Genomic DNA, 18,659 nt, shown 5'->3' with positions numbered 1-18,659 from the left:
GATTCCCTACGCACGTAACACCTCACCCCGCTATACACAAATCCCGCCGAACCTTGAGGAACTATCCATACCCCATAGTCTGCAAGTGATGCACCATGAGTAATAACCTTGTATTCGAACTCAGAACCCTTGTAAGAGCCTGTAACGGCCTCTGAGGTTTTGATCTTACCGAACGGTGGATTGCCATAAACAATGTCATAGCGTTCACTTGAAGAGTAACTAAGAGCATCACCGATGATCCATTCTGCCTGTGGTAGTACTCGCTTCACTACTGCAACGTAATCCGGGTTGAGTTCTACACATGTGATGTGTTTTGGTTTACATCGAGTTTACTGGCAGAAACTTAATGCCCCTATGCCTGCACATAGTTCAAGACAACGCCCCGATGAATAGCTATCAATGGTGAAATCCCATGCTAGTCCTTCAGGCGTGAAGAATGCCCCAGTACTCCCAATGCCGTCCCCTTGGAAGTTCCAGAGGATGAATTCTTTTTCATCGAAAGTGAGTTGCATATCTGAGTGAACAAGATCCATTACCTGCTCATGCAATTTTGATTGTTGTTTTGTAATACGTGCCATAAAATACCTGCTGTTTTTCAGGTATTTATTTGTAAGGGAGTAAAATGATTACCTTTAACCCATCAATAGGTCTTAAAGAATATATCAAGGATGAACTTAAAAAATACGGACACAAGTATAATGATAATCTTTCATGGGAAGATAATTTGTTAGTTGTGTATTCATTTCAAAGAAAAATCCCAGATGATAAACCTAGAGTAGTTATTGAGCTACCAAGAATAAAAGTTCCTATTCATCTTTTAAAAGGATATGAAAAGTTAAAAGAGAAAATAACAAAAGGCCTATCACTTCGTGGGCACTTATCAAAAAACACATCCAAATTTAAATTCCATGATTTACTTTTAAACTACTGGAACATTCACCACTTCCATTTATCCGTAGAAAAAGATTCTAATGGTTATTTCGAACGTACTGGCTACATTTTATTCGCTGTAGTTTACGATAATGCTATTATTTTCATAGATGTTTTGAATCATCCTACGGCTCAAAATGATGGGTGGTCTAATGTTGATTTGATCGAAAAAATTCACAAGTATGTCCCTGATGTGATCTCAAAATTCAAAAGCAGCCAAGTTTCAGGTCTGACATTAACTTCAATGCAACGAATGACGCTTCATAAAAAACATGCCAACTATGCGATGAAACTGTCAGATGAAACTACTTATCATTTCATGGGTGTCATGGCTTCAGGTGATTCTTTTTTTGATACCCATAAGCTAATGCACTTAAAAATAACTATTGATAGATTTAAAGTTTACATTGAAAATGAAGAAGAAAAAATTAAAATAGCACTAAAAGAAAGTGAAAAAAATATTGAACTTACCCTTTCAATTGACAATAACAAACCATTTGTTTACTCCCCACTGCATAAAACAATAATTAACTTTATTAATTGAACAAACAACCACTTAAGGAAAGTAACAAGATGCTATTGAAAGAACTAAAAAAAATTTGCAAACGAAATTTCCTTATCTTGTATCGCATCATTCCTTATAGGTGCATATACAGTATTCCTGATTAATTTTTTCTACTTTGACAACCATATCACGCCGCCAGGAGTTTCTGCTTTCGTCGCATCTATGGCTTTACTTTTTACTGTCTATGCTGCGGCCAAAGTTAAAGACTGGTATGTTCATAAGCTAAACGATAAAGCGTTCGAAAAAACTGATGCTGTTTTAGTTAAGCATGCCGAATTATTTCATGACCTTGTAATTACATTTGGACATGTAGAAAGTATGCTTTATGATAAAGTCGAACCATTTCTCCACAACTCTAGTAATAAAGAAATGATTTTAGATGAATTTAAAAATGGATTAGAAGGAAGTGAATCACTGATTAAAACCGTTAGAGACATTACAGTTTTAATAGGCTTTCTGCGTCATTGGAATGTGTCGCAAACAGGTTACTTCAATATAAGAACCAACGTAATTTTTAATGCCTCTCATAATTTTGACAAAAACATTCAGTTGTTTAGAAAGAGGTTAGAAGATTCCTTCGATGGAAAAGTTACATATAGCAAACAAGAATTATTGTATATACTTTGCTCAATCGAAAGAGAATACACTAGAATCATGATCTGTGTCAGTCAGATCAGAAAATCTAGTCATGCTGAACTTTTTATTATCGACTCACATTAAAATTATAAGCATTCCACAATTCACTCATCTTAATAGGAAGCCTAAACGCTTCCTATCAACTACCACCAATTAATATTATCAGTACTCTCCACACATCAGCAAGTGGTATGGGAGGTAGTACTACCCCAAACAATGCCAGTACTGGTATCGCCACATAATTCCATGCCACTATTAAGGTAAGCACATAGCCTAACGCTTGCCGCCAAGTGAACCCCTTACGTGTTTCTGACCTGCTCCCCGTTGATTAATACACCGCGATGTTAGTAATGTCTTCATAAGTCACATGAGGACATCCCCATGAAGAAGCGATTTTCCGACGAACAGATCATCAGCATTCTCCGCGAGGCTGAAGCCGGGGTTTCGGCCCGGGAACTCTGCCGCAAGCATGCTATTTCAGATGCCACCTTCTACACCTGGCGCAAGAAGTTTGGCGGCATGGAAGTCCCCGAAGTGAAGCGGCTCAAGTCACTCGAAGAGGAGAATGCCCGCCTCAAGAAGCTGCTCGCTGAAGCCATGCTGGATAAGGAGGCGCTTCAGGTGGCTCTGGGCCGAAAGTTCTGACGACAGACCAGAAGCGGGAGGCCGTAGAAGTCATGTGTGAGACAACGGGTCTGTCACAACGCCGTGCCTGCAGGCTGGCTGGTCTGTCCCTTTCAACCTGTCGTTATTCGGCTCAGCGTCCGGCTGCTGACGCGCAGCTATCTCTGCGTATCACAGAGCTGGCACTTGAACGTCGCCGGTTTGGTTACCGGCGCATCTGGCAGTTATTACGTCGGGAGGGCCTTCACGTCAACCACAAGCGGGTTTACCGCATCTAACACCTTAACGGTCTGGGTGTAAAACGCAGGCGACGCCGTAAGGGGCTGGCGACTGAGCGGCTTCCGCTTCTCCGCCCGGATGCGCCGAACCTGACATGGTCGATGGATTTTGTCATGGATGCACTTGCCAGCGGCCGCCGAATTAAGTGCCTGACCTGCGTGGATGATTTCACGAAGGAGTGTCTGACGATCACCGCTGCTTTCGGTATTTCAGGCGTTCAGGTCGCGCGTATTTTGGACGGCATCGCGCTGTTTCGTGGCTATCCGGCAACGATAAGAACCGATCAGGGCCCGGAATTTACCTGCCGTGCGCTCGATCAGTGGGCTTTTGAGCATGGCGTGGAACTGCGACTCATCCAGCCGGGTAAGCCAACACAGAACGGGTTTATTGAGAGTTTTAACGGACGCTTTCGGGATGAATGTCTGAATGAGCACTGGTTCAGCGATATTCTTCATGCCCGGAAAATCATTAGTGACTGGCGGCAGGACTATAACGAGTCAAGACCTCATTAATCGCTGAATTACCAGACGCCGTCTGAATTTGCAGCATGCTGGCGAAACGGGAAACATGAAGAAAAACCAACCGACATTACTAACTGAAGGTTGTATCTGATACTGGGGGCAGGTCAACAGGGCAATCTAATGATCTCATAATGATAAAAATAATTAAAGTTTTTTTAAATTATGCCGTTAGTACTTGCATCATTTCTTAGAGGGAATTGCAATGTTATCGACGCTGCTGAAAATCGTAATGTCAATCTACAACTTTTTTTCTTCTCTACCACCTGAGACTAAAGAAAAAATTTTTTTGATTGTCACGGAAATGTTTGATTCATTATTCCGCCAAATGTTTAAAAATAAATCGCAAGGCAACACTGGAGAAGAAAAACATGGATAAAAATCAATTAGCCTTGCTTAAAAAAAGTTTCGATGTTGCTGTACTAAAAGATGCACAACTCAGTATGACCCGTATAACTAAACCTATTCTAGGCAGCGAAACAAAAGCCGAGCAATTTTCAAATGAAGTAATAGAAGTTGTCAAAAGTGATGAATTCATCACAAAGCTAGATCAAAAAATTGGTGACGTATTACCGGGCGAAACTGAAGATGAATTTGTAGCAAGGGCGAAAAAAACAATGTTAAACGCTCTAAGAAGTAAGTTCGATTAGTCACAAGCCATAATGATCACTTTGTTGATTTATTATGGCTTAAACTTCCCATTTCAACCCGCTATCGTATGATTCACGGTCATACATCTCTTTCAGTACATCAAGTGTGACACGTTCTGGACTATCAAAAGCCAGTTCAACGTACTGCACTTGCTCACCACTAATGTAGTACTGGATTGCTTCCCCAACCTTTCTTAACTCAAATCTACCGATTTTAAAATTGTCTATCTGCATAGTGTTATTCCTCTGAATTTTTATGGTATTTATTACTTTCAAATCATGTAATTAGAGATTTCAGATGAACATTGAAACTGAAGCAAAAATACGTAAGGTGTACAGAGAATTTAAGAGGAACAATAAAGCACAGTCTGATATAGAGCATCTAACTCCCATACTTAATCGGTTACTAGGTAAAGCAGATTATTCAGTTAATTCTGCTCAGATTACCACTTGTATGATGCCTCTCGATGGATATTGCCTTGTTTATAAAAACTACAACATATTCTTCCCGAAAAATTCAGTTGAATGCCTTGAGGACAAAAATTTATTGTTCTTCGGTGAAATGCTTAATTATGCAGAAACAATCCTTCCACCTTACGTATCTATGGGCACGCTGGGGCCTATTATTCATCAAATTAAGGATTCTGAAAGTAAAGAGAATCAAATAGAACTAGGGAATAAATTCCTTGAAGTGGTTTTTGGTAAACTAAACCTCTCAACTTTTTCCATTGAGCTATATCCTAAATTCAAAGCTTTAAAGGAATCACACATCCAAATTAAAGAAACCATTGAGTTATACTCTTTAGGTTATTACCGTTCGGCTATAACTACCCTTTTGCCTTGTATCGAGAATGCAATTAGGTCTTTAGGAAATTCTTTAGGTATCTCTGAACCTGAAAATGTAGGTGCGAAATTCTTACTAGGAATAATCGAGGCTTCTGTAAAAAAATATATCAATGACTTTGTTTATCATAATTATGACTGGGTTCCGGCGGGTATAAAAACAAAAAGTTTCTTCAATAAGTTTGATAAAAGAGTTCAAATCATGTTGAACTGCCATAACTATGTTCAAAATCATTTATATCAATCTACAGCTTTTTATAGCGGTTTAACACAATTGAACAGGCATAGCATTATACACGGATTTATGCCAAATTATTATGAAAAAGCAAACTTCTTAAGATTAATTAACCTTTTAAATGGCATTTGCTTTATGCTTACCATGTCAGGTGAAAAGGTTTCATTATTGCCCCCACTTCAATCGGATAAGTCTATTATGTTTTTTGAAATTTTAAAAATCCTCAGCGTAACAGGAGGGAATCGAGAGAAAGCAATGGATAAGTTTGAAATTGAAAGATAATAACTTTTAATATAAAAATTTTTTAGGAAAATGGTGATTCATGTTTAAAATTATCTATAATATTTTCGTAAAGTCAGCAGTTCTAATTTTGTTAGTACTTTCATTGTGGTTAGTTATAAATGGGGCTTTGAAACAATCTGACTCTCATTTCGAGTTTGGTAGCCTGATGGATTTCTTCAATACGCTGGGCACAATAGGTACATTGTTGGTGGCATATTTGGTTTATAAAAATGCACCAAAATGGTTACATCAGAAGCAAGAAGAAGATGGTTACGCATTACTGAAAGAACTCATTTTAAATGATTACTATGATTATTACATGAGTTGGTTTCGAATGAGTCATAAGTTGAGTATGCTAGCATTTAATTTAAGATTCATTAGTAGAAACCCCGATTTATTTGTCACAGTTAAAGATTGTGACCAATTCATATCAAGCATTAGAGATTTAGAGATCAAACCGACCATTATCAATCATAAATTCAATAATCTAATAAAGTTAAAAATTGTAGTAAATGATGAGGTTAAAGAGTTGCACGCAAGTATGATAAGTTTTAGCGAAAAGCTTTCTCATCATAATTTGAGAGCATGGCGTAAAACCAGAAGCTTACTCATTAATGAAGATGCATCAGTAGAAGATTATGAAAACATTTCACAAGAAATTCTAAGCCTGTCAGCTAAGGTTAATACCTTAATGTCTGAATTTAAGGGATACAGTGATAGCATTAGTTACCATAGTGAAAATCTTAACGATTACTTCACTATCGCGAATCGATAGCGTCTTCAAGATCTATTGCTTTTATGGTACGTCTTGGATTTACTTGCAAACCACTCGCATACTCTGCGTCGTGGCGACTACTCACGATTACTTGCCAATCACTATGGATCTTTTCAGTACTTCTTAACTAGTCGAATGGCAAAGGCGTTCTGCTTGGGTTACGAGAAGTCATCGACTGCGAGAAACGCAAGTAAACCGATTTGTGTTGATCATGAGGAAGCAAAGCGACGAGTGATCAACAGTGAGCGACAGCGAACTATATGTACCTGGTTCTCATTTAAAAGGATTGATGGATTTTACTCTATATAGTTAGCAGAATGATCCAATACTGAAAAATCAATGAAAAAACGTATAAAATGAGGTTAAAAAGCCTGAAGAATTCACCTATTTGAGTACTTTTTTCTGTTTTATAAGTGCCCTGAAATTCATTCTGCTAACACCTTACGTTTTTAGTTATCAATACTCTTAACACATATCTCATAATGTGTTAGCAGAATCTATAAGACTTTTAAGATACTCCATGAGATCCTCTACAGAAGTATTGTTAGTTTGCATTTTATTTAACTCATACTGTTCTAAATCGGTTAAATAATGTTTCCCTTCTTCTTTTTTCTTAATGAGTTTGACGCCCAGGCGGTCTGCCTCAAGAAGAGCATCACTAACTGCCTTACACACATCTTTGTACTTACGAACGCTTGCTGTAGACATTAATTTTTCATTCTTTTCCAAAGTCCATAAATCGCACCAGTATTTGATATGTTGTCTGCTGTACTCATGCGTATTGAAGATAATGAAGTAGATCTTTTCGCTACTATATCCCTTTGTGCTTCCCGGCATTACTTCACGCATCGTTGGATAAATGATATTTTTTGCTTCCGTAGTTAAATCTCTATTGTAACTGTCAAATGTTGCTAAAAGTTTCTTTAATTCACTGTTATCGTAGACAACTTCTTTACCTGCCATTATTAAATCCTTAATAAATAATCTTGTAAATTCTTAAAATTAATTAGTGAAAAGCCCGGTGCAATAACTTATACCGGGCTTTATTTTATTGGTATTTTGAGTAAATTTCTTCTGCGTCATTTCTGCATTGTTGTGAATCACGAAGTAGTACAACACTAAGTTTGTGGCGATCAATATACTTTTGTGATAGTCCAACAAGATGTTCCGAGCGGAACATTAAATAATCCGCATATGCATGTTCTTGAGTGCTACGTGAAAATCCTGAATGATTAATCCCAAGTATTGTGGTTTTGAATGTATAACCTATACCAGAGGTATTGCTCTGAATGTTTTTGTATTCATATTTGTTATAGGGTTCCCGATATAAAGCATTAACTTCACGTGGTACATACATACAAGTTTCTGGACTATATATCTTTGAGACACCTGATAGCATATCTTTATCAAGATGCCAGCCTGTAACGTATTCTTTTACTGACCATTCAACAAAAGCGTCTGAACTTGTTTTCCATTCATCACACACAGAGACATTTTTATACCTCACATTATCTCTGACACGCCTAATCATATTCGCATAGTTAATTTGAAATAATTTTCGTTGTCGCTTTTCTTCTTCAGTTAGATTCGATAGTTTAGTATAAGTTCTTTTATCCATTTTCTACGTCCATGTTAATCATGCAACATCCTGTCGCACTCAATACTTTTCTATAGTGAAAGCATCAAACCCTTATTATCCTAATATTAAAGCCTTATTGATTAAGTACTGAATAGCTTGAGAGCGGTTTGTAACACTCTCATTACCTTCAATAATTTTATCTAAATGCTTCACCTGATTATCCGTAAGACGGACACCTACCAAAGTAGGCTTTTTTTCTTTTTTCATTTTGTTAGCAATCCTTGCTAAGTTGAATGCAAAAAATGCACCTCCGAAGGTGCAGAGGTGTTAACATAATTCTTGCTTTATTAATGGTAATTATAGCACATTAATTTATTTCGTTTCACAAACGCATTAACTAATTCATTTATCATCTCCCCGTGGATATGATGATTTATAAGCCTGATAAAGTTTAATTGCTTCTGCTATAAAACATATTGCGAGATAAACCATAAAACCTATAAAGGCGTATTTGATCCATCCTGTCACCATAAGTACAATAAAGAATACGATAAAAATTAGATATATCATCCACTCAAGCATTACAAACTCCCCTAGCTGTTGTATATAGTTATTTAGGCTACTAGTAGTAAAAACGTGTTCAAAAGAAGGATTGACTTATAAGGACATTACATAGCGATTTAAAGACCACCTTGGCTGTACCCTATCATCGCATTGGTTGGGGAGAGATATCGTCTAAGAATGCTTCCTGTGAGTTCTTTACTAGGCAGGATCATTATATTGATGTTAATTGTTATCATGTGTGAAATGTTTAGTATTACCGTGGTGATTGGCCGCGCGCAAAATCCGTGGAAAGAGTGCAATACGCGACGGATGGCAGAAGATGGCATCAAACTGGCGCGACGCAGCAGCGGCGGCGGTGCGGTGTTTCATGATTTGGGCAACGCCTGTTTTACCTTTATGGCCGGCAAACCGGAATACGACAAGACCGTCTCGACGGGGATTATTTTACAGGCGCTGGAAAAACTCGGTATGCCCGCCGAAGCCTCGGGGCGCAATGATATCGTGGTTAATGTGAATGGCGATATGCGCAAGATCTCCGGTTCCGCCTACCGCGAAACGCCCGATCGCGGATTCCATCACGGCACTTTCCTGATGAGCGCCGATCTCTCACGCCTTGCCGATTACCTGAACCCGGACATCAAAAAGCTGCAGGCTAAAGGGATCACCTCGGTGCGTTCACGCGTCGCCAATATCGCGGATTTTATTCCGAACATCAGTTTTGCGGACATCCGCCGCGAGGTGATTGCGGCTTACTTCGCGCACTACCATGAAACCTGCGAGCCCGAATATATTTCACCTGAAGCCTTACCAGACCTTCCCGGCTTTAAGGAGCAGTTTGCACGGCAGAGCAGCTGGGAGTGGAATTTTGGCCAGGCGCCCGATTTCTCACATCTGCTGCAGGAGCGTTTTGTCTGGGGTGGCGTTGAGATGCACTTTGACGTGGAGCGCGGCACCATTAGCCGTAGCCAGATTTTCACCGATAGTCTCAATCCCGCGCCGTTAGAAACGCTGGCGATGCGGCTGCAAGGAGTGGCCTATCACCCGGAGTCATTGCAGGCTGCAATGTTAAAACTGATTGCGGAGTTTCCGGAGCAGCAGAAGGAACTCAGCGAATTGGCTAACTGGCTGGTAAACAGCATCAGATAAGATGGCGCTGCACCAGCGCCTCGATCAATCCCTGCAGCTCTTTAACGCCATCCAGTTGTCGTATATCGCCACACACCACGGCATTTGAGATGGCGTCTGCCGCTCCCAGCAGCCCCCATAAGCTGGATTGCGGCAGTTTCGCTTCAGCAAACCACAAACGAAACTTCGCCATAAAATCGAGTTGGTATTTGCGCTTCACCTCGGCCAGTTCTGGCGTGCTGTTGAGCGCTGACAGCACATCGGGGATCTCGCGCCCCTGAGTAAGCACACAGTTCACATAGCAAGCCGCCACCGTGCTGGCGCGCTCAGCCCAATCGTCACCTGCCTTAGCCATCGCCGCATCAATAACAGCGTTTTGCCGCACATCAAAGTCTTCATACAGCGCAGCGATCAGGCCGTGGCGGGTGCCAAAATGCTCATACACCACGGGTTTGCTGACACCCGCTTCGATCGCTACCCGACCTAAGGTCAGGGCATCGCTGCCGTGCGAGCGCACCAGGTTCCACGCCGTGCTTATTAATTGCTCGCGGCGGCCGTCAAAGGTCATACGCTGGCGCGTGGGTGAGTTCATGCAGGTTCCTTCAAAATGGAAAGTCGCTGGCCCAATTGCCGGGCAAGCGCGTAATGGGCATCAGGATAGCCTTCATCGGACGGCAACAACAGTTCGCTGGTGATTACGGGCGCGCCGCAATAGCCGAAAATCCCCTCATCGATCTGATTGCGCATACTGCTGAAATAGCCGCGTCGCAGGTAAGTACGCGTATTTGCCGCACCCAGCGCCAGCAGATGTACCTGCAGGTGCCCCAATTTTTTTATGACCTTTTCGCCGGTGTCGTCATACGCCCAGCCTTGGGTAAACACGCGGTCAATCCACCCTTTTAATTGTGCCGGGAAGGACCACCAATAAATCGGATACACCAATACCAGCGCATCGGCACGGTTCAGACGCTGCTGTTCCGACAATACATCCGCAGGCGAGACGGTTCCTGATTTGAACTGATCGATATCGGCTTGATTGAAGCGAGGATCGAATTGTTCAGCCGCCAGATCGGCGATTTCAACACTGTGTGCGCCGCTCGCCGTGATGCTTTTAACAAGCTGTTCAACCACAGCATGCGTGTGTGAATGGGGGTCAGGATGGGCCGTAACGATAAGCGTGTGCATGGGATTTATCTCCGCTGTTGATTGACCTACTATTGGTAACTTACCGACGGTAGGTTGTCAATTGTTCGTTTACTGTTGGATTTGAGCGTGTGATGCCTTTGGCTGGCTGGGCTGCTGAGTGGCGCTGGTGATAACAGAATCTGGGGCAGATTTGGTGGCACTGGTGGTGGTTCTGGTTGAGATTGCCGGGATGATGCAGGTGATGACGTGGGCTGGGTGCCGCAGGTGATGACGCAGGCTGGAGCCGCTTAGGGTCTGGCGTCCTCGCGCCGCTGACGCGGTACCCTCACTTCGTTCGTCTGCCTTACGGATCGGCGGGGATGGCACATCCATGTGCCGCCCCGCCTTTCGCCCGCTTCCCTGCGGGCTATCCTGGCAGACTCACTCTGCTCGGCGCTGCGAATTGCCAGCCCCTAAGCGCCCCCAGCCTGCTCATGAACTTCGGTGCGTTCTGCCAAAAGGGCCGCCAGCTTGTTAGATTTAATGCGTTCTGTACAAGGGCCTGACTTTCTCGTTTGATTCAGTGCGTGCTGTAAAAGGAAAAACGACCGGCTCGTTTGATTCAGGGAATGCTGTAATAGGAAGCCAACCGACTCGTTTGATTCGGGGCATGCTGTAAAAGGAACCCAACCGACTCGATTTATTCAATGCGTGCTGTAAAAGGCAATCAACCGGCTCGATTTCAACGCGTGCTGTAAAGGGAACTAACCGACTCGATTGATTAAGTGCATGTGAAGGAATCAAACCTGCTGGATTGAATCAAGGCATGCTGTCAATTTGGCCTAAGTCTGCTCAGAAGCTTCGCTGGGTTTTGTCAAAACGGGCACCATGTGAATGGCCGTAGCACCTCTGATGCTGCAAGGGCTATTCGCAGCGCTGAGGCTTTTACGTTGTGCCAGGAGATCCACGCAGGGATGCGTGGATCAGTTCGGGGCCGACCAGGGATGGTCGATCCCCGAACGATCCGTAGGCACGACGTAGAAGCCGAGGGCACCGCGTCAGCGGCGCGAGGACTGCCCGGCAGCAGCTGAGGTGCTACGGCCCACACCACCGCACACAAAAAAGGCTGCCATTTATCTAACAATGGCAGCCCTCACTCACACAAACGTGACACCGTCACTCACCAAAAAAGCTATCAATGTTGCGTCACGCTCGCCGCGCACGTCAGGCAATGCGCCCTGCTCGCTTATGGAATCCCCTGGCATCAAGCGCTCATCACCAACACGCACAATCCCGTCCAGCAATGTCAGCCAGGTTGAGAAACCAGCGACATGTGGCACCTCTACCTGTGCGCCCCGCTCCACTTTCAGATCATAAATAAAAACTTCCTGACCCAAGCGCAGCGGTGCATCGCTAGTTTCTGGTCCCGCCAGCAGCGTCCACATATTTAGCGGCAGGCCTTCTGCGCGAGTGAAACTCGAGGTTCGTGGGGTAGCGCCGCGTTTTGCCGGACGGATATAAGCCTGAAACATCTCGGTTTCAATAAAAGGCGCAGACTCTTCATAACGCACCCCAATCCCTGCGCTCACCACCATCGCGCGTTTGGCATTCATCGCGGTGGTTTCCCCCTGCTCAGTCAGGTGTTGTGCTGAACCACGCCAAACGTAGCTAAAAATCTCTTCGTCCTGACGGGTGTGCATCGGAATACGCGCATCCATTTTCAACGACATCTGATCAATCACCGCCAGCGGGCCAAAAGCCTCACCGGGTCTTTGCCGGCGGATGGTAAAAGGACCGTATTCAAACAGTTGGTCACGCTGTGCACGCATCACGTTCATGGTTTGCTCCTCAGAATGTTGCTATGCACACCATGATAGCGACATGAAAATTCCAGAACAGGGGATCGATTTGCTCGCTTATGTCAAAAATTTTGAATATTGATAACTCGCAGCAATAATAAGAAAGAGAAACAACTCAAAGTCCGTCATTTTTCAGCATTCAGGATTAGTCAGCATGCCTGTTTTTGCGTAAAATACACTTTTCCGTGTTGAGTAAATAACATGAATCGCAGCGAACAGATTCTTGATGCAGCCGAGCAATGCATGCGACTAAAAGGTTTTCATCAAACCTCCATTCAGAATATTGCCAGCCAGGCGGACGTCAGCATTGGTTTAATTTATAAATACTACAAAAATAAAGAAGCCATTATTGAAGCGCTGGTCACCAATGTGGTGCAACGCATGATTGCATTATTGAATGCTGATTTTGAGCGAATTGCCCATGCAGGAGGGATGACGCATTCGGTGCAGGACATTGTGCCGACTGAGGTCGAACACAGTATTGTGTTGCTGATGGAGGTATCATCTGAATCTACGCGTAACGAACGTATTCGTCAGATAATGCATGATGCGTGGCAGGTGTTGAAAAATAACTTTATTACTCAGGAACAGACGCTTAATCCGGCGCTGGATGCCAACGTTATCAATACCCGCCTGCATATCATTTCACTGGTGATTGATGGCATGATTATTCGCCGCTGCATGAAACAGCGTGACGTCCCTGCCGGTTTTATGCCTTTCTTCGATGCCATCACGCGTGACATCAATCAGCCTGACAAGGTCTGATATCAGCCAAACAGATGATGCGTAAGAATGCCATTGATCCTGGCTTGTTCCTGATGATCCAGGGTTTATCGCCAAAGGCGCGGCAGGCAACCCCGTCTACCAGCATCAATAAAAATTGAATACGGTCATTGCACTGCTGAGCACTCACGCCAGGGTTCTGTTGACCAAATGATGTCTCCAGCTCAGCAATTAATAATTGTTCTTCCTGCGCCAAAACTTCACGGACACATTGATTCCGCGATGCTTCCGAATACATTTCCAGTAATAAGCAACGCTCCTGATACGGCCAACCCTGCCAAAAACCAGACTCTGTATTAATAATATCAGTGGTACTGATTTGTTGTGGGAGATTATTTTGCAAAAAAGACGCCAGCTCACCGCAATACTTTTAATGGTTTCGCCAACGATTAATTCTTTGCTCTCAAAATAACGGTATATCTGCCCTGCTCCCAGCCCGGATTCACGACTAATATCCGCCATGCTGGCACCATGAAAACCCGATTGGCTAAAGCAAATTTTGGCCGCTGAAATAATCAGCTGCTGACGTTGCTGGAAGAACTCTTCATTGTCTGATTTGCTCAATCATCACTCCTAAAATGTCCACAGCGTAATTATTGTTTTTCATATCATACGCGAAGGCGTTTCCCGCTGAAATGGCGGTTAAAAACCCGGTTACATTTTTACCCGGGCCGACACATAACCGGCCCGGGCGAAGGTTACAGTTTCAGTTCAGATTCTTTCAATGCCGTACCGCCACCCAAAACTTTGTAGAAGGTATTGAGGTTTTGGTAATAGGCCTGCTGCACGCTAACCAAACTGGTGCGCGCGGTATACAAAGTGCGCTGAGCGGTTAACGCATTCAGGTAGGTATCAACACCGTTCTGATAACGCAGGTCGGCCAGATGATAGTAAGTCTGCGATGCGGCAACATTATTACGCTGGCTGGTCAGCTGATCGTTAATGGTGCCGCGTCGCGCCAGTGCATCCGCCACTTCCGAGAACGCGGTTTGCACCGACTTCTCATACACCGCGACGTAATACTCTTTCTGCGCTTTGGTGTAGTTCAGGTAGGACACGTTATAGCCGCCTTTGAAAATCGGCAGCGAGATGCTTGGCGCAAATGACCAAATGCCTGCACCATTCTTAAACAGCGATGACAAATCGGCACTGCCAACACCTCCGCTAGCGGTCAGCGTAATGCTCGGGAAGAAGTTGGCGCGGGCGGCACCGATATTGGCATTCGCCGCCTTAAGATTATGCTCGGCCTGCAACACATCCGGACGATTGTTTAAGGCATCCGATGACACGCCCGCAGGCACGGTTTTCAATGCATTGCCAATCGACTCAATATCCTGCGGCAACAAGTTATCCGGCACGCTTTTACCGACCACCAAATCTAGCGCATTTTTATCCTGTGCCACGCTGGTGGTATAGCTGGCCACATCCGCCTGCGCGGATTGATACGTGGTTTCTGCTGAAGCCACGTCCACCATTGAATCCACCCCGTTTTGCAGACGTTTGCGCGTGACTTCCAGCGATTGACGCGCACTCTCTGCCGTCTCTTTGGCGATTGCCAGATTGCTGCGATCGGCAGCCAACTGTAGCCAGTAATCCACGGTGTTATACAGCACGGTCAGGCGCGTGCTGCGTGCGCCCTCCAGCGTGCCGAGGTAGGTTTCATACTGCTGACGCGACAGACTTTGGTTCTTGCCAAACAGATCCAACTCGAAGGAACTGACGCTGCCTTCCGCAGAATAGCTATTGCTGATCGCGGTTTGATTCCCCTCACCGGTCAGTGCGCGCGAACGAGTGCCGCTGACCCCTGCACTGAGGGTCGGGAACAGATCGGCGCGCTGTTCGCCGTACTGCGCGTGCGCCGATTTCACGCTGGCCACCGCTTCACGCAGATCGCGGCTGCTGTCCAGCGCCATCGTCACCACCTGACGCAGCTTGGTATCCAGCACATAATCCTGCCAGCTGATATCACGATAATTCGCGGGCGTGCCCTGCAAGCCACGATAGGCATCGCCGGATGGCGCGGTGGTGTTAACCGCATCCTGAGGACGATCGTAGTGCGGATCGAGTGACACGCAGCCCGCGAGGAAGCACGGTAACAACACCATTAACAGTTTTGCAGACATATTATTCCTCCGCCTTCACAGCAGATTCGGTTGACTGTGCATCGTCATGCGGAATCGCCGGGAATACGCGACGGACCAGAACAAAGAACAGCGGAACAAAGAAGATCGCCAGTAACGTTGCCGTCAGGGTGCCGCCGATAATACCGGTCCCGATGGCGATACGGCTGTTGGCACCGGCGCCGGTAGAAATGGCCAGCGGCAGCACCCCGGCGGTGAACGCCAGTGACGTCATAATGATCGGACGCAAACGCATGGTGGCGGCATGAATCGCGGCTTTCACCAGATTCTCGCCTTTGCGGTAATTGTCCTCAGCGAATTCCACGATCAGAATCGCGTTCTTCGCCGATAGCCCGATAATGGTCAACAGTGCCACCTGGAAATACACATCGTTTTCCAGACCACGCAATGTAATCGCCAGCAGTGAACCAATGACACCTAACGGCACCACCATCATCACCGAGAACGGCACCGACCAGCTTTCATACAGCGCGGCGAGACACAGGAACACCACAATCAGCGAAATGCCATACAGCGACATCGCCTGGTTGCCCGAGAGTTTTTCCTGATAAGAGAGCCCGCTCCACGCAAAGGTGGTGCCGGCCGGCAGTTTGGCCGCCAGTTTCTCCATCGCGGTGATGGCATCGCCCGAACTCTTACCGGAGGCTGACGACCCTTCGATTTCATACGAAGCCAGGCCGTTATAACGTGACAGCACATCGGGTCCGTAGGCCCATTGCGATGAGGCAAACGAAGAGAATGGCACCATGGTGGTGTTGCTGCTGCTATCCGTTCCGCGCACGTACCATTGATCGATATCTTCCGGCTTACTGCGGAACTGCTGGTCGCCCTGCATGTACACTTTCTTCACGCGGCCACGGTCGGTGAAGTCGTTGACGTAACTCCCGCCAATCGCTGCACTCAGCGTGGTGTTGATATCACTGATGGTCAGGCCCAGCGACTGCGCTTTGGCATCATCAATACTCACATCCAACTGCGGCAGATCGGGCAGCGAGTTGGCGCGTACCGCACTCAGCACCGGATCCTGATTAGCTTCGGCAATCAGCTGGTTACGCATCTTCAGCAGCTGGTCACGGTCGGTGGCCCCGCGCCCTTGCAGTTCAAAGGTAAAGCCGTTGGACTGCCCAAGGCCAGAGACCGAAGGCGGAGACAGGACAAAAATTTGCGCGTCACGGATGCTGGCGAGCGCAGCCATGGCGCGGCCCGCAATCGCATCAGCGCTGTTCTCAGTGCCTTTACGCTCGCTCCAGTTTTTCAGCGAGATAAAGCCAATCCCGGCGTTTTGTCCGCTACCGGCAAAGCTGAAGCCATTAACCAGCATGCTGACGTTAACGTTATCTTTCTCTTTGGTGGCGAAGTACTGCTGCACCTGCTGACGCACTTCACTGGTACGGTTTTCCGTTGCGCCCGGTGCCAGCTGATACTGCACCATGATATAGCCTTGGTCTTCGGTCGGCAGGAAGCCGGTCGGCAAGCGCATATACAGCACCGCACAACCGATCAGTAATACGCCGTACAGCAATAAATAGCGCACTGAACTCTTCACGACATGGCCGACGCCGTTTTGATAGCGTCCCTGCACTTTCTCATAGCTGCGGTTGAACCAGCCGAAGAAGCCTGTGGTGCCACTGTCGTGCTTATGCGGTTTCAGTAAGGTGGCGCAGAGTGCCGGCGTCAGCGTTAATGCGACAATCACCGACAGCACCATCGACGACACAATGGTGATGGAGAACTGGCGGTAGATCACGCCGGTTGAGCCACTGAAGAAGGTCATCGGCAGGAACACCGCTGACAGCACCAACGCAATCCCCACCAGCGCACCGGTGATCTCTCTCATCGATTTTTCGGTGGCCTGTCGCGGTGGCAATCCCTCTTCGCGCATCACGCGCTCGACGTTTTCTACCACCACGATCGCATCATCAACTAACAAGCCGATGGCCAGCACCATGCCGAACATGGTTAAGGTGTTAATCGAGTAACCAAATAGCGACAGCACACCAAAAGTACCCAGCAACACCACCGGTACGGCAATCGCCGGAATCAAGGTGGTACGAATGTTCTGCAGGAACACGAACATCACGATAACCACCAGGATCACCGCTTCGATCAGCGTTTTTACCACTTCTTCAATTGAGATTTTGACGAAGTCGGTGCTATCGAGTGGATAGGCAATTTCATAGCCCGCAGGCATGCTGCTGCGGAACTCATTGATGGTGGATTTCACCTGTTCAGCAGTAGACAGCGCATTCGCACCCGATGCCAGTTGCACCGCGATACCGGATGCCGGATGGCCGTTTGCTAACACGTTAGCGCTGTAATCTTCATCGCCCATCTCGACGCGTGCGACGTCACTCAGGCGCACCACGGAACCGTCAGACTGACTTTTCAGGACGATATTGCGGAACTGTTCTGGGGTTTGCAGACGTGAACGTGAACGCACCGTCGCCACCAGTTGCTGCTCTTTACTGGCTGGCTGTGCGCCCAACTGACCGGAAGAGACCTGGGTGTTCTGGCTCTCCAGCGCGGTGGTGACATCCGACGGCATCAGTGAATAAGAAGCAAGCTTGCTGGGATCCAACCAAATACGCATCGCGTACTCGGCACCAAACACCTGTACGCTACCCACGCCGGTCACGCGCGCCAGCGTGTCTTCCATATTACTGACCATATAGTCAGCCACATCGGAAGAGCTGCTTTTATTGGTTTTATCGTACACCGCGAGGATCAGCAGGAAGTCGCTCTGCGCTTTCTCCACGGTGACACCTTGCGTGGTGACGGCCGTAGGTAAGCGGCTCTCTGCCTGCTGAACCTTGTTCTGCACCTGCACCTGGGCGATATCCGGATCGGTGCCCTGCTGGAAGGTAACGTTGATTTTCACCTGCCCGGTCGATGCCGTGCTGGTGGAGTTGAAATAGAGCAAACCATCCAGTCCGGTGAGCTGCTGCTCGATGACCTGAGTGACGCTGCTCTCCAGCGTTTCCGCCGACGCACCGGTATAGGTTGCCTGAATGCTGATCTGCGGTGGCGCGACGTCAGGATATTGCGCCACGGGCAAGCTGTTAACACTGAGCAAGCCGAACATCATAATGCAGATGGCGATGACCCAGGCAAACACCGGCCGACGAATAAAGAACTGAGCCAACATA

19 protein-coding genes and 2 pseudogenes are annotated in these 18,659 nt (G+C 46.2%); 9 read left to right on the top strand and 12 right to left on the bottom strand.

Annotated elements, in window-relative coordinates:
* Both HA45_RS28110 and HA45_RS28105 read right to left on the bottom strand, forming a co-directional pair.
* Nucleotides 1-269: class I SAM-dependent methyltransferase (locus tag HA45_RS28110; protein ID WP_495524941.1), on the bottom strand; the 269-nt coding region annotated here is incomplete at its 3' end.
* A gap of 60 nt (nt 270-329) precedes the next feature.
* Entirely contained in the window at nt 330-578 is a 249-nt protein-coding gene (locus HA45_RS28105) for a class I SAM-dependent methyltransferase (RefSeq protein ID WP_240629169.1), read from the bottom strand.
* 44 nt (nt 579-622) lie between these two features.
* Here HA45_RS28105 and HA45_RS11260 point away from each other — a divergent pair, with 44 nt between their 5' ends.
* From HA45_RS11260 to HA45_RS11245, 5 genes and pseudogenes are all read left to right on the top strand, one after another.
* Nucleotides 623-1,474: a hypothetical protein gene (locus tag HA45_RS11260; protein WP_100700128.1), complete on the top strand. Its 852-nt coding sequence runs from the start codon at nt 623-625 to the stop codon at nt 1,472-1,474.
* A 183-nt stretch (nt 1,475-1,657) separates the two neighbouring features.
* Nucleotides 1,658-2,215, top strand: coding sequence for a hypothetical protein (locus tag HA45_RS11255; protein WP_128598937.1), 558 nt, complete (start codon nt 1,658-1,660; stop codon nt 2,213-2,215).
* A 297-nt stretch (nt 2,216-2,512) separates the two neighbouring features.
* Nucleotides 2,513-3,633 (top strand): annotated as a pseudogene (locus tag HA45_RS11250) (IS3 family transposase).
* 124 nt (nt 3,634-3,757) lie between these two features.
* Nucleotides 3,758-3,931, top strand: a complete 174-nt coding sequence (locus HA45_RS27295; protein WP_157811608.1) for a hypothetical protein — start codon at nt 3,758-3,760, stop codon at nt 3,929-3,931.
* The gene (locus tag HA45_RS11245) at nt 3,924-4,202 is read left to right on the top strand and encodes a hypothetical protein (RefSeq protein ID WP_100700126.1); all 279 of its coding nucleotides are present in this window, start codon (nt 3,924-3,926) and stop codon (nt 4,200-4,202) included. Before HA45_RS27295 ends, HA45_RS11245 begins: the two co-directional genes overlap by 8 nt.
* A gap of 39 nt (nt 4,203-4,241) precedes the next feature.
* Here HA45_RS11245 and HA45_RS11240 read toward each other — a convergent pair whose 3' ends face one another.
* The gene (locus tag HA45_RS11240) at nt 4,242-4,436 is read right to left on the bottom strand and encodes a hypothetical protein (RefSeq protein ID WP_100700125.1); all 195 of its coding nucleotides are present in this window, start codon (nt 4,434-4,436) and stop codon (nt 4,242-4,244) included.
* A 64-nt stretch (nt 4,437-4,500) separates the two neighbouring features.
* On the opposite strand from HA45_RS11240, the gene HA45_RS11235 reads away from it, so the two are divergent.
* Both HA45_RS11235 and HA45_RS11230 read left to right on the top strand, forming a co-directional pair.
* Nucleotides 4,501-5,562 carry a hypothetical protein gene (locus tag HA45_RS11235; protein ID WP_100700124.1) on the top strand — a complete coding sequence of 354 codons (1,062 nt, stop codon included), beginning with the start codon at nt 4,501-4,503 and terminating at the stop codon, nt 5,560-5,562.
* Nucleotides 5,563-5,602: 40 nt separating this feature from the next.
* Nucleotides 5,603-6,337 (top strand): hypothetical protein, encoded by a 735-nt coding sequence (locus HA45_RS11230; protein ID WP_100700123.1) that lies wholly within the window; start codon nt 5,603-5,605, stop codon nt 6,335-6,337.
* Nucleotides 6,338-6,814: 477 nt separating this feature from the next.
* On the opposite strand, the gene HA45_RS11225 is transcribed toward HA45_RS11230, so the two are convergent.
* From HA45_RS11225 to HA45_RS27290, 3 genes are all read right to left on the bottom strand, one after another.
* Nucleotides 6,815-7,300: a hypothetical protein gene (locus tag HA45_RS11225; protein WP_100700122.1), complete on the bottom strand. Its 486-nt coding sequence runs from the start codon at nt 7,298-7,300 to the stop codon at nt 6,815-6,817.
* Nucleotides 7,301-7,385: 85 nt separating this feature from the next.
* Nucleotides 7,386-7,955, bottom strand: a complete 570-nt coding sequence (locus HA45_RS11220; protein ID WP_128598936.1) for a hypothetical protein — start codon at nt 7,953-7,955, stop codon at nt 7,386-7,388.
* A gap of 75 nt (nt 7,956-8,030) precedes the next feature.
* Nucleotides 8,031-8,183: a hypothetical protein gene (locus HA45_RS27290; protein ID WP_157811607.1), complete on the bottom strand. Its 153-nt coding sequence runs from the start codon at nt 8,181-8,183 to the stop codon at nt 8,031-8,033.
* A 552-nt stretch (nt 8,184-8,735) separates the two neighbouring features.
* On the opposite strand from HA45_RS27290, the pseudogene lplA reads away from it, so the two are divergent.
* Nucleotides 8,736-9,626, top strand: a pseudogene (lplA, locus tag HA45_RS11215) (lipoate--protein ligase); the annotation flags it as partial.
* On the opposite strand, the gene HA45_RS11210 reads toward lplA, so the two are convergent.
* The 3 genes from HA45_RS11210 to HA45_RS11195 all read right to left on the bottom strand — a co-directional run bounded on the left by HA45_RS11210 (nt 9,619) and on the right by HA45_RS11195 (nt 12,568).
* Nucleotides 9,619-10,197 carry a TetR/AcrR family transcriptional regulator gene (locus HA45_RS11210; protein ID WP_100700119.1) on the bottom strand — a complete coding sequence of 193 codons (579 nt, stop codon included), beginning with the start codon at nt 10,195-10,197 and terminating at the stop codon, nt 9,619-9,621. The pseudogene lplA and the gene HA45_RS11210 overlap by 8 nt on opposite strands.
* A complete protein-coding gene (locus HA45_RS11205; protein ID WP_100700118.1) occupies nt 10,194-10,790 on the bottom strand; it encodes an NAD(P)H-dependent oxidoreductase in 597 nt (198 codons plus the stop codon). Before HA45_RS11205 ends, HA45_RS11210 begins: the two co-directional genes overlap by 4 nt.
* Before the next feature lie 1,097 nt (nt 10,791-11,887).
* Entirely contained in the window at nt 11,888-12,568 is a 681-nt protein-coding gene (locus HA45_RS11195) for a pirin family protein (protein WP_100700117.1), read from the bottom strand.
* Nucleotides 12,569-12,790: 222 nt separating this feature from the next.
* On the opposite strand from HA45_RS11195, the gene HA45_RS11190 reads away from it, so the two are divergent.
* Complete coding sequence (locus HA45_RS11190) at nt 12,791-13,354, top strand: TetR/AcrR family transcriptional regulator (RefSeq protein WP_100700116.1); 564 nt, start codon at nt 12,791-12,793, stop codon at nt 13,352-13,354.
* Here the strand turns inward: HA45_RS11190 and HA45_RS28100 are convergent.
* The 3 genes from HA45_RS28100 to HA45_RS11175 form a co-directional block, all read right to left on the bottom strand.
* Nucleotides 13,332-13,715 (bottom strand): hypothetical protein, encoded by a 384-nt coding sequence (locus HA45_RS28100; protein ID WP_244563427.1) that lies wholly within the window; start codon nt 13,713-13,715, stop codon nt 13,332-13,334. The two genes, HA45_RS11190 and HA45_RS28100, sit on opposite strands and share 23 nt — an antisense overlap.
* Nucleotides 13,716-14,070: 355 nt before the next feature.
* Nucleotides 14,071-15,495, bottom strand: coding sequence for an efflux transporter outer membrane subunit (locus HA45_RS11180; protein ID WP_100700114.1), 1,425 nt, complete (start codon nt 15,493-15,495; stop codon nt 14,071-14,073).
* A gap of 1 nt (nt 15,496) precedes the next feature.
* The gene (locus HA45_RS11175; protein WP_100700113.1) at nt 15,497-18,658 is read right to left on the bottom strand and encodes an efflux RND transporter permease subunit; all 3,162 of its coding nucleotides are present in this window, start codon (nt 18,656-18,658) and stop codon (nt 15,497-15,499) included.
* Between the last annotated feature and the right edge of the window lies 1 nt (nt 18,659).

It is taken from the genome of Pantoea rodasii (genome assembly GCF_002095465.1).
Lineage (GTDB): Bacteria > Pseudomonadota > Gammaproteobacteria > Enterobacterales > Enterobacteriaceae > Pantoea > Pantoea rodasii.
This window is presented reverse-complemented; position numbering and strand designations above follow the sequence as displayed.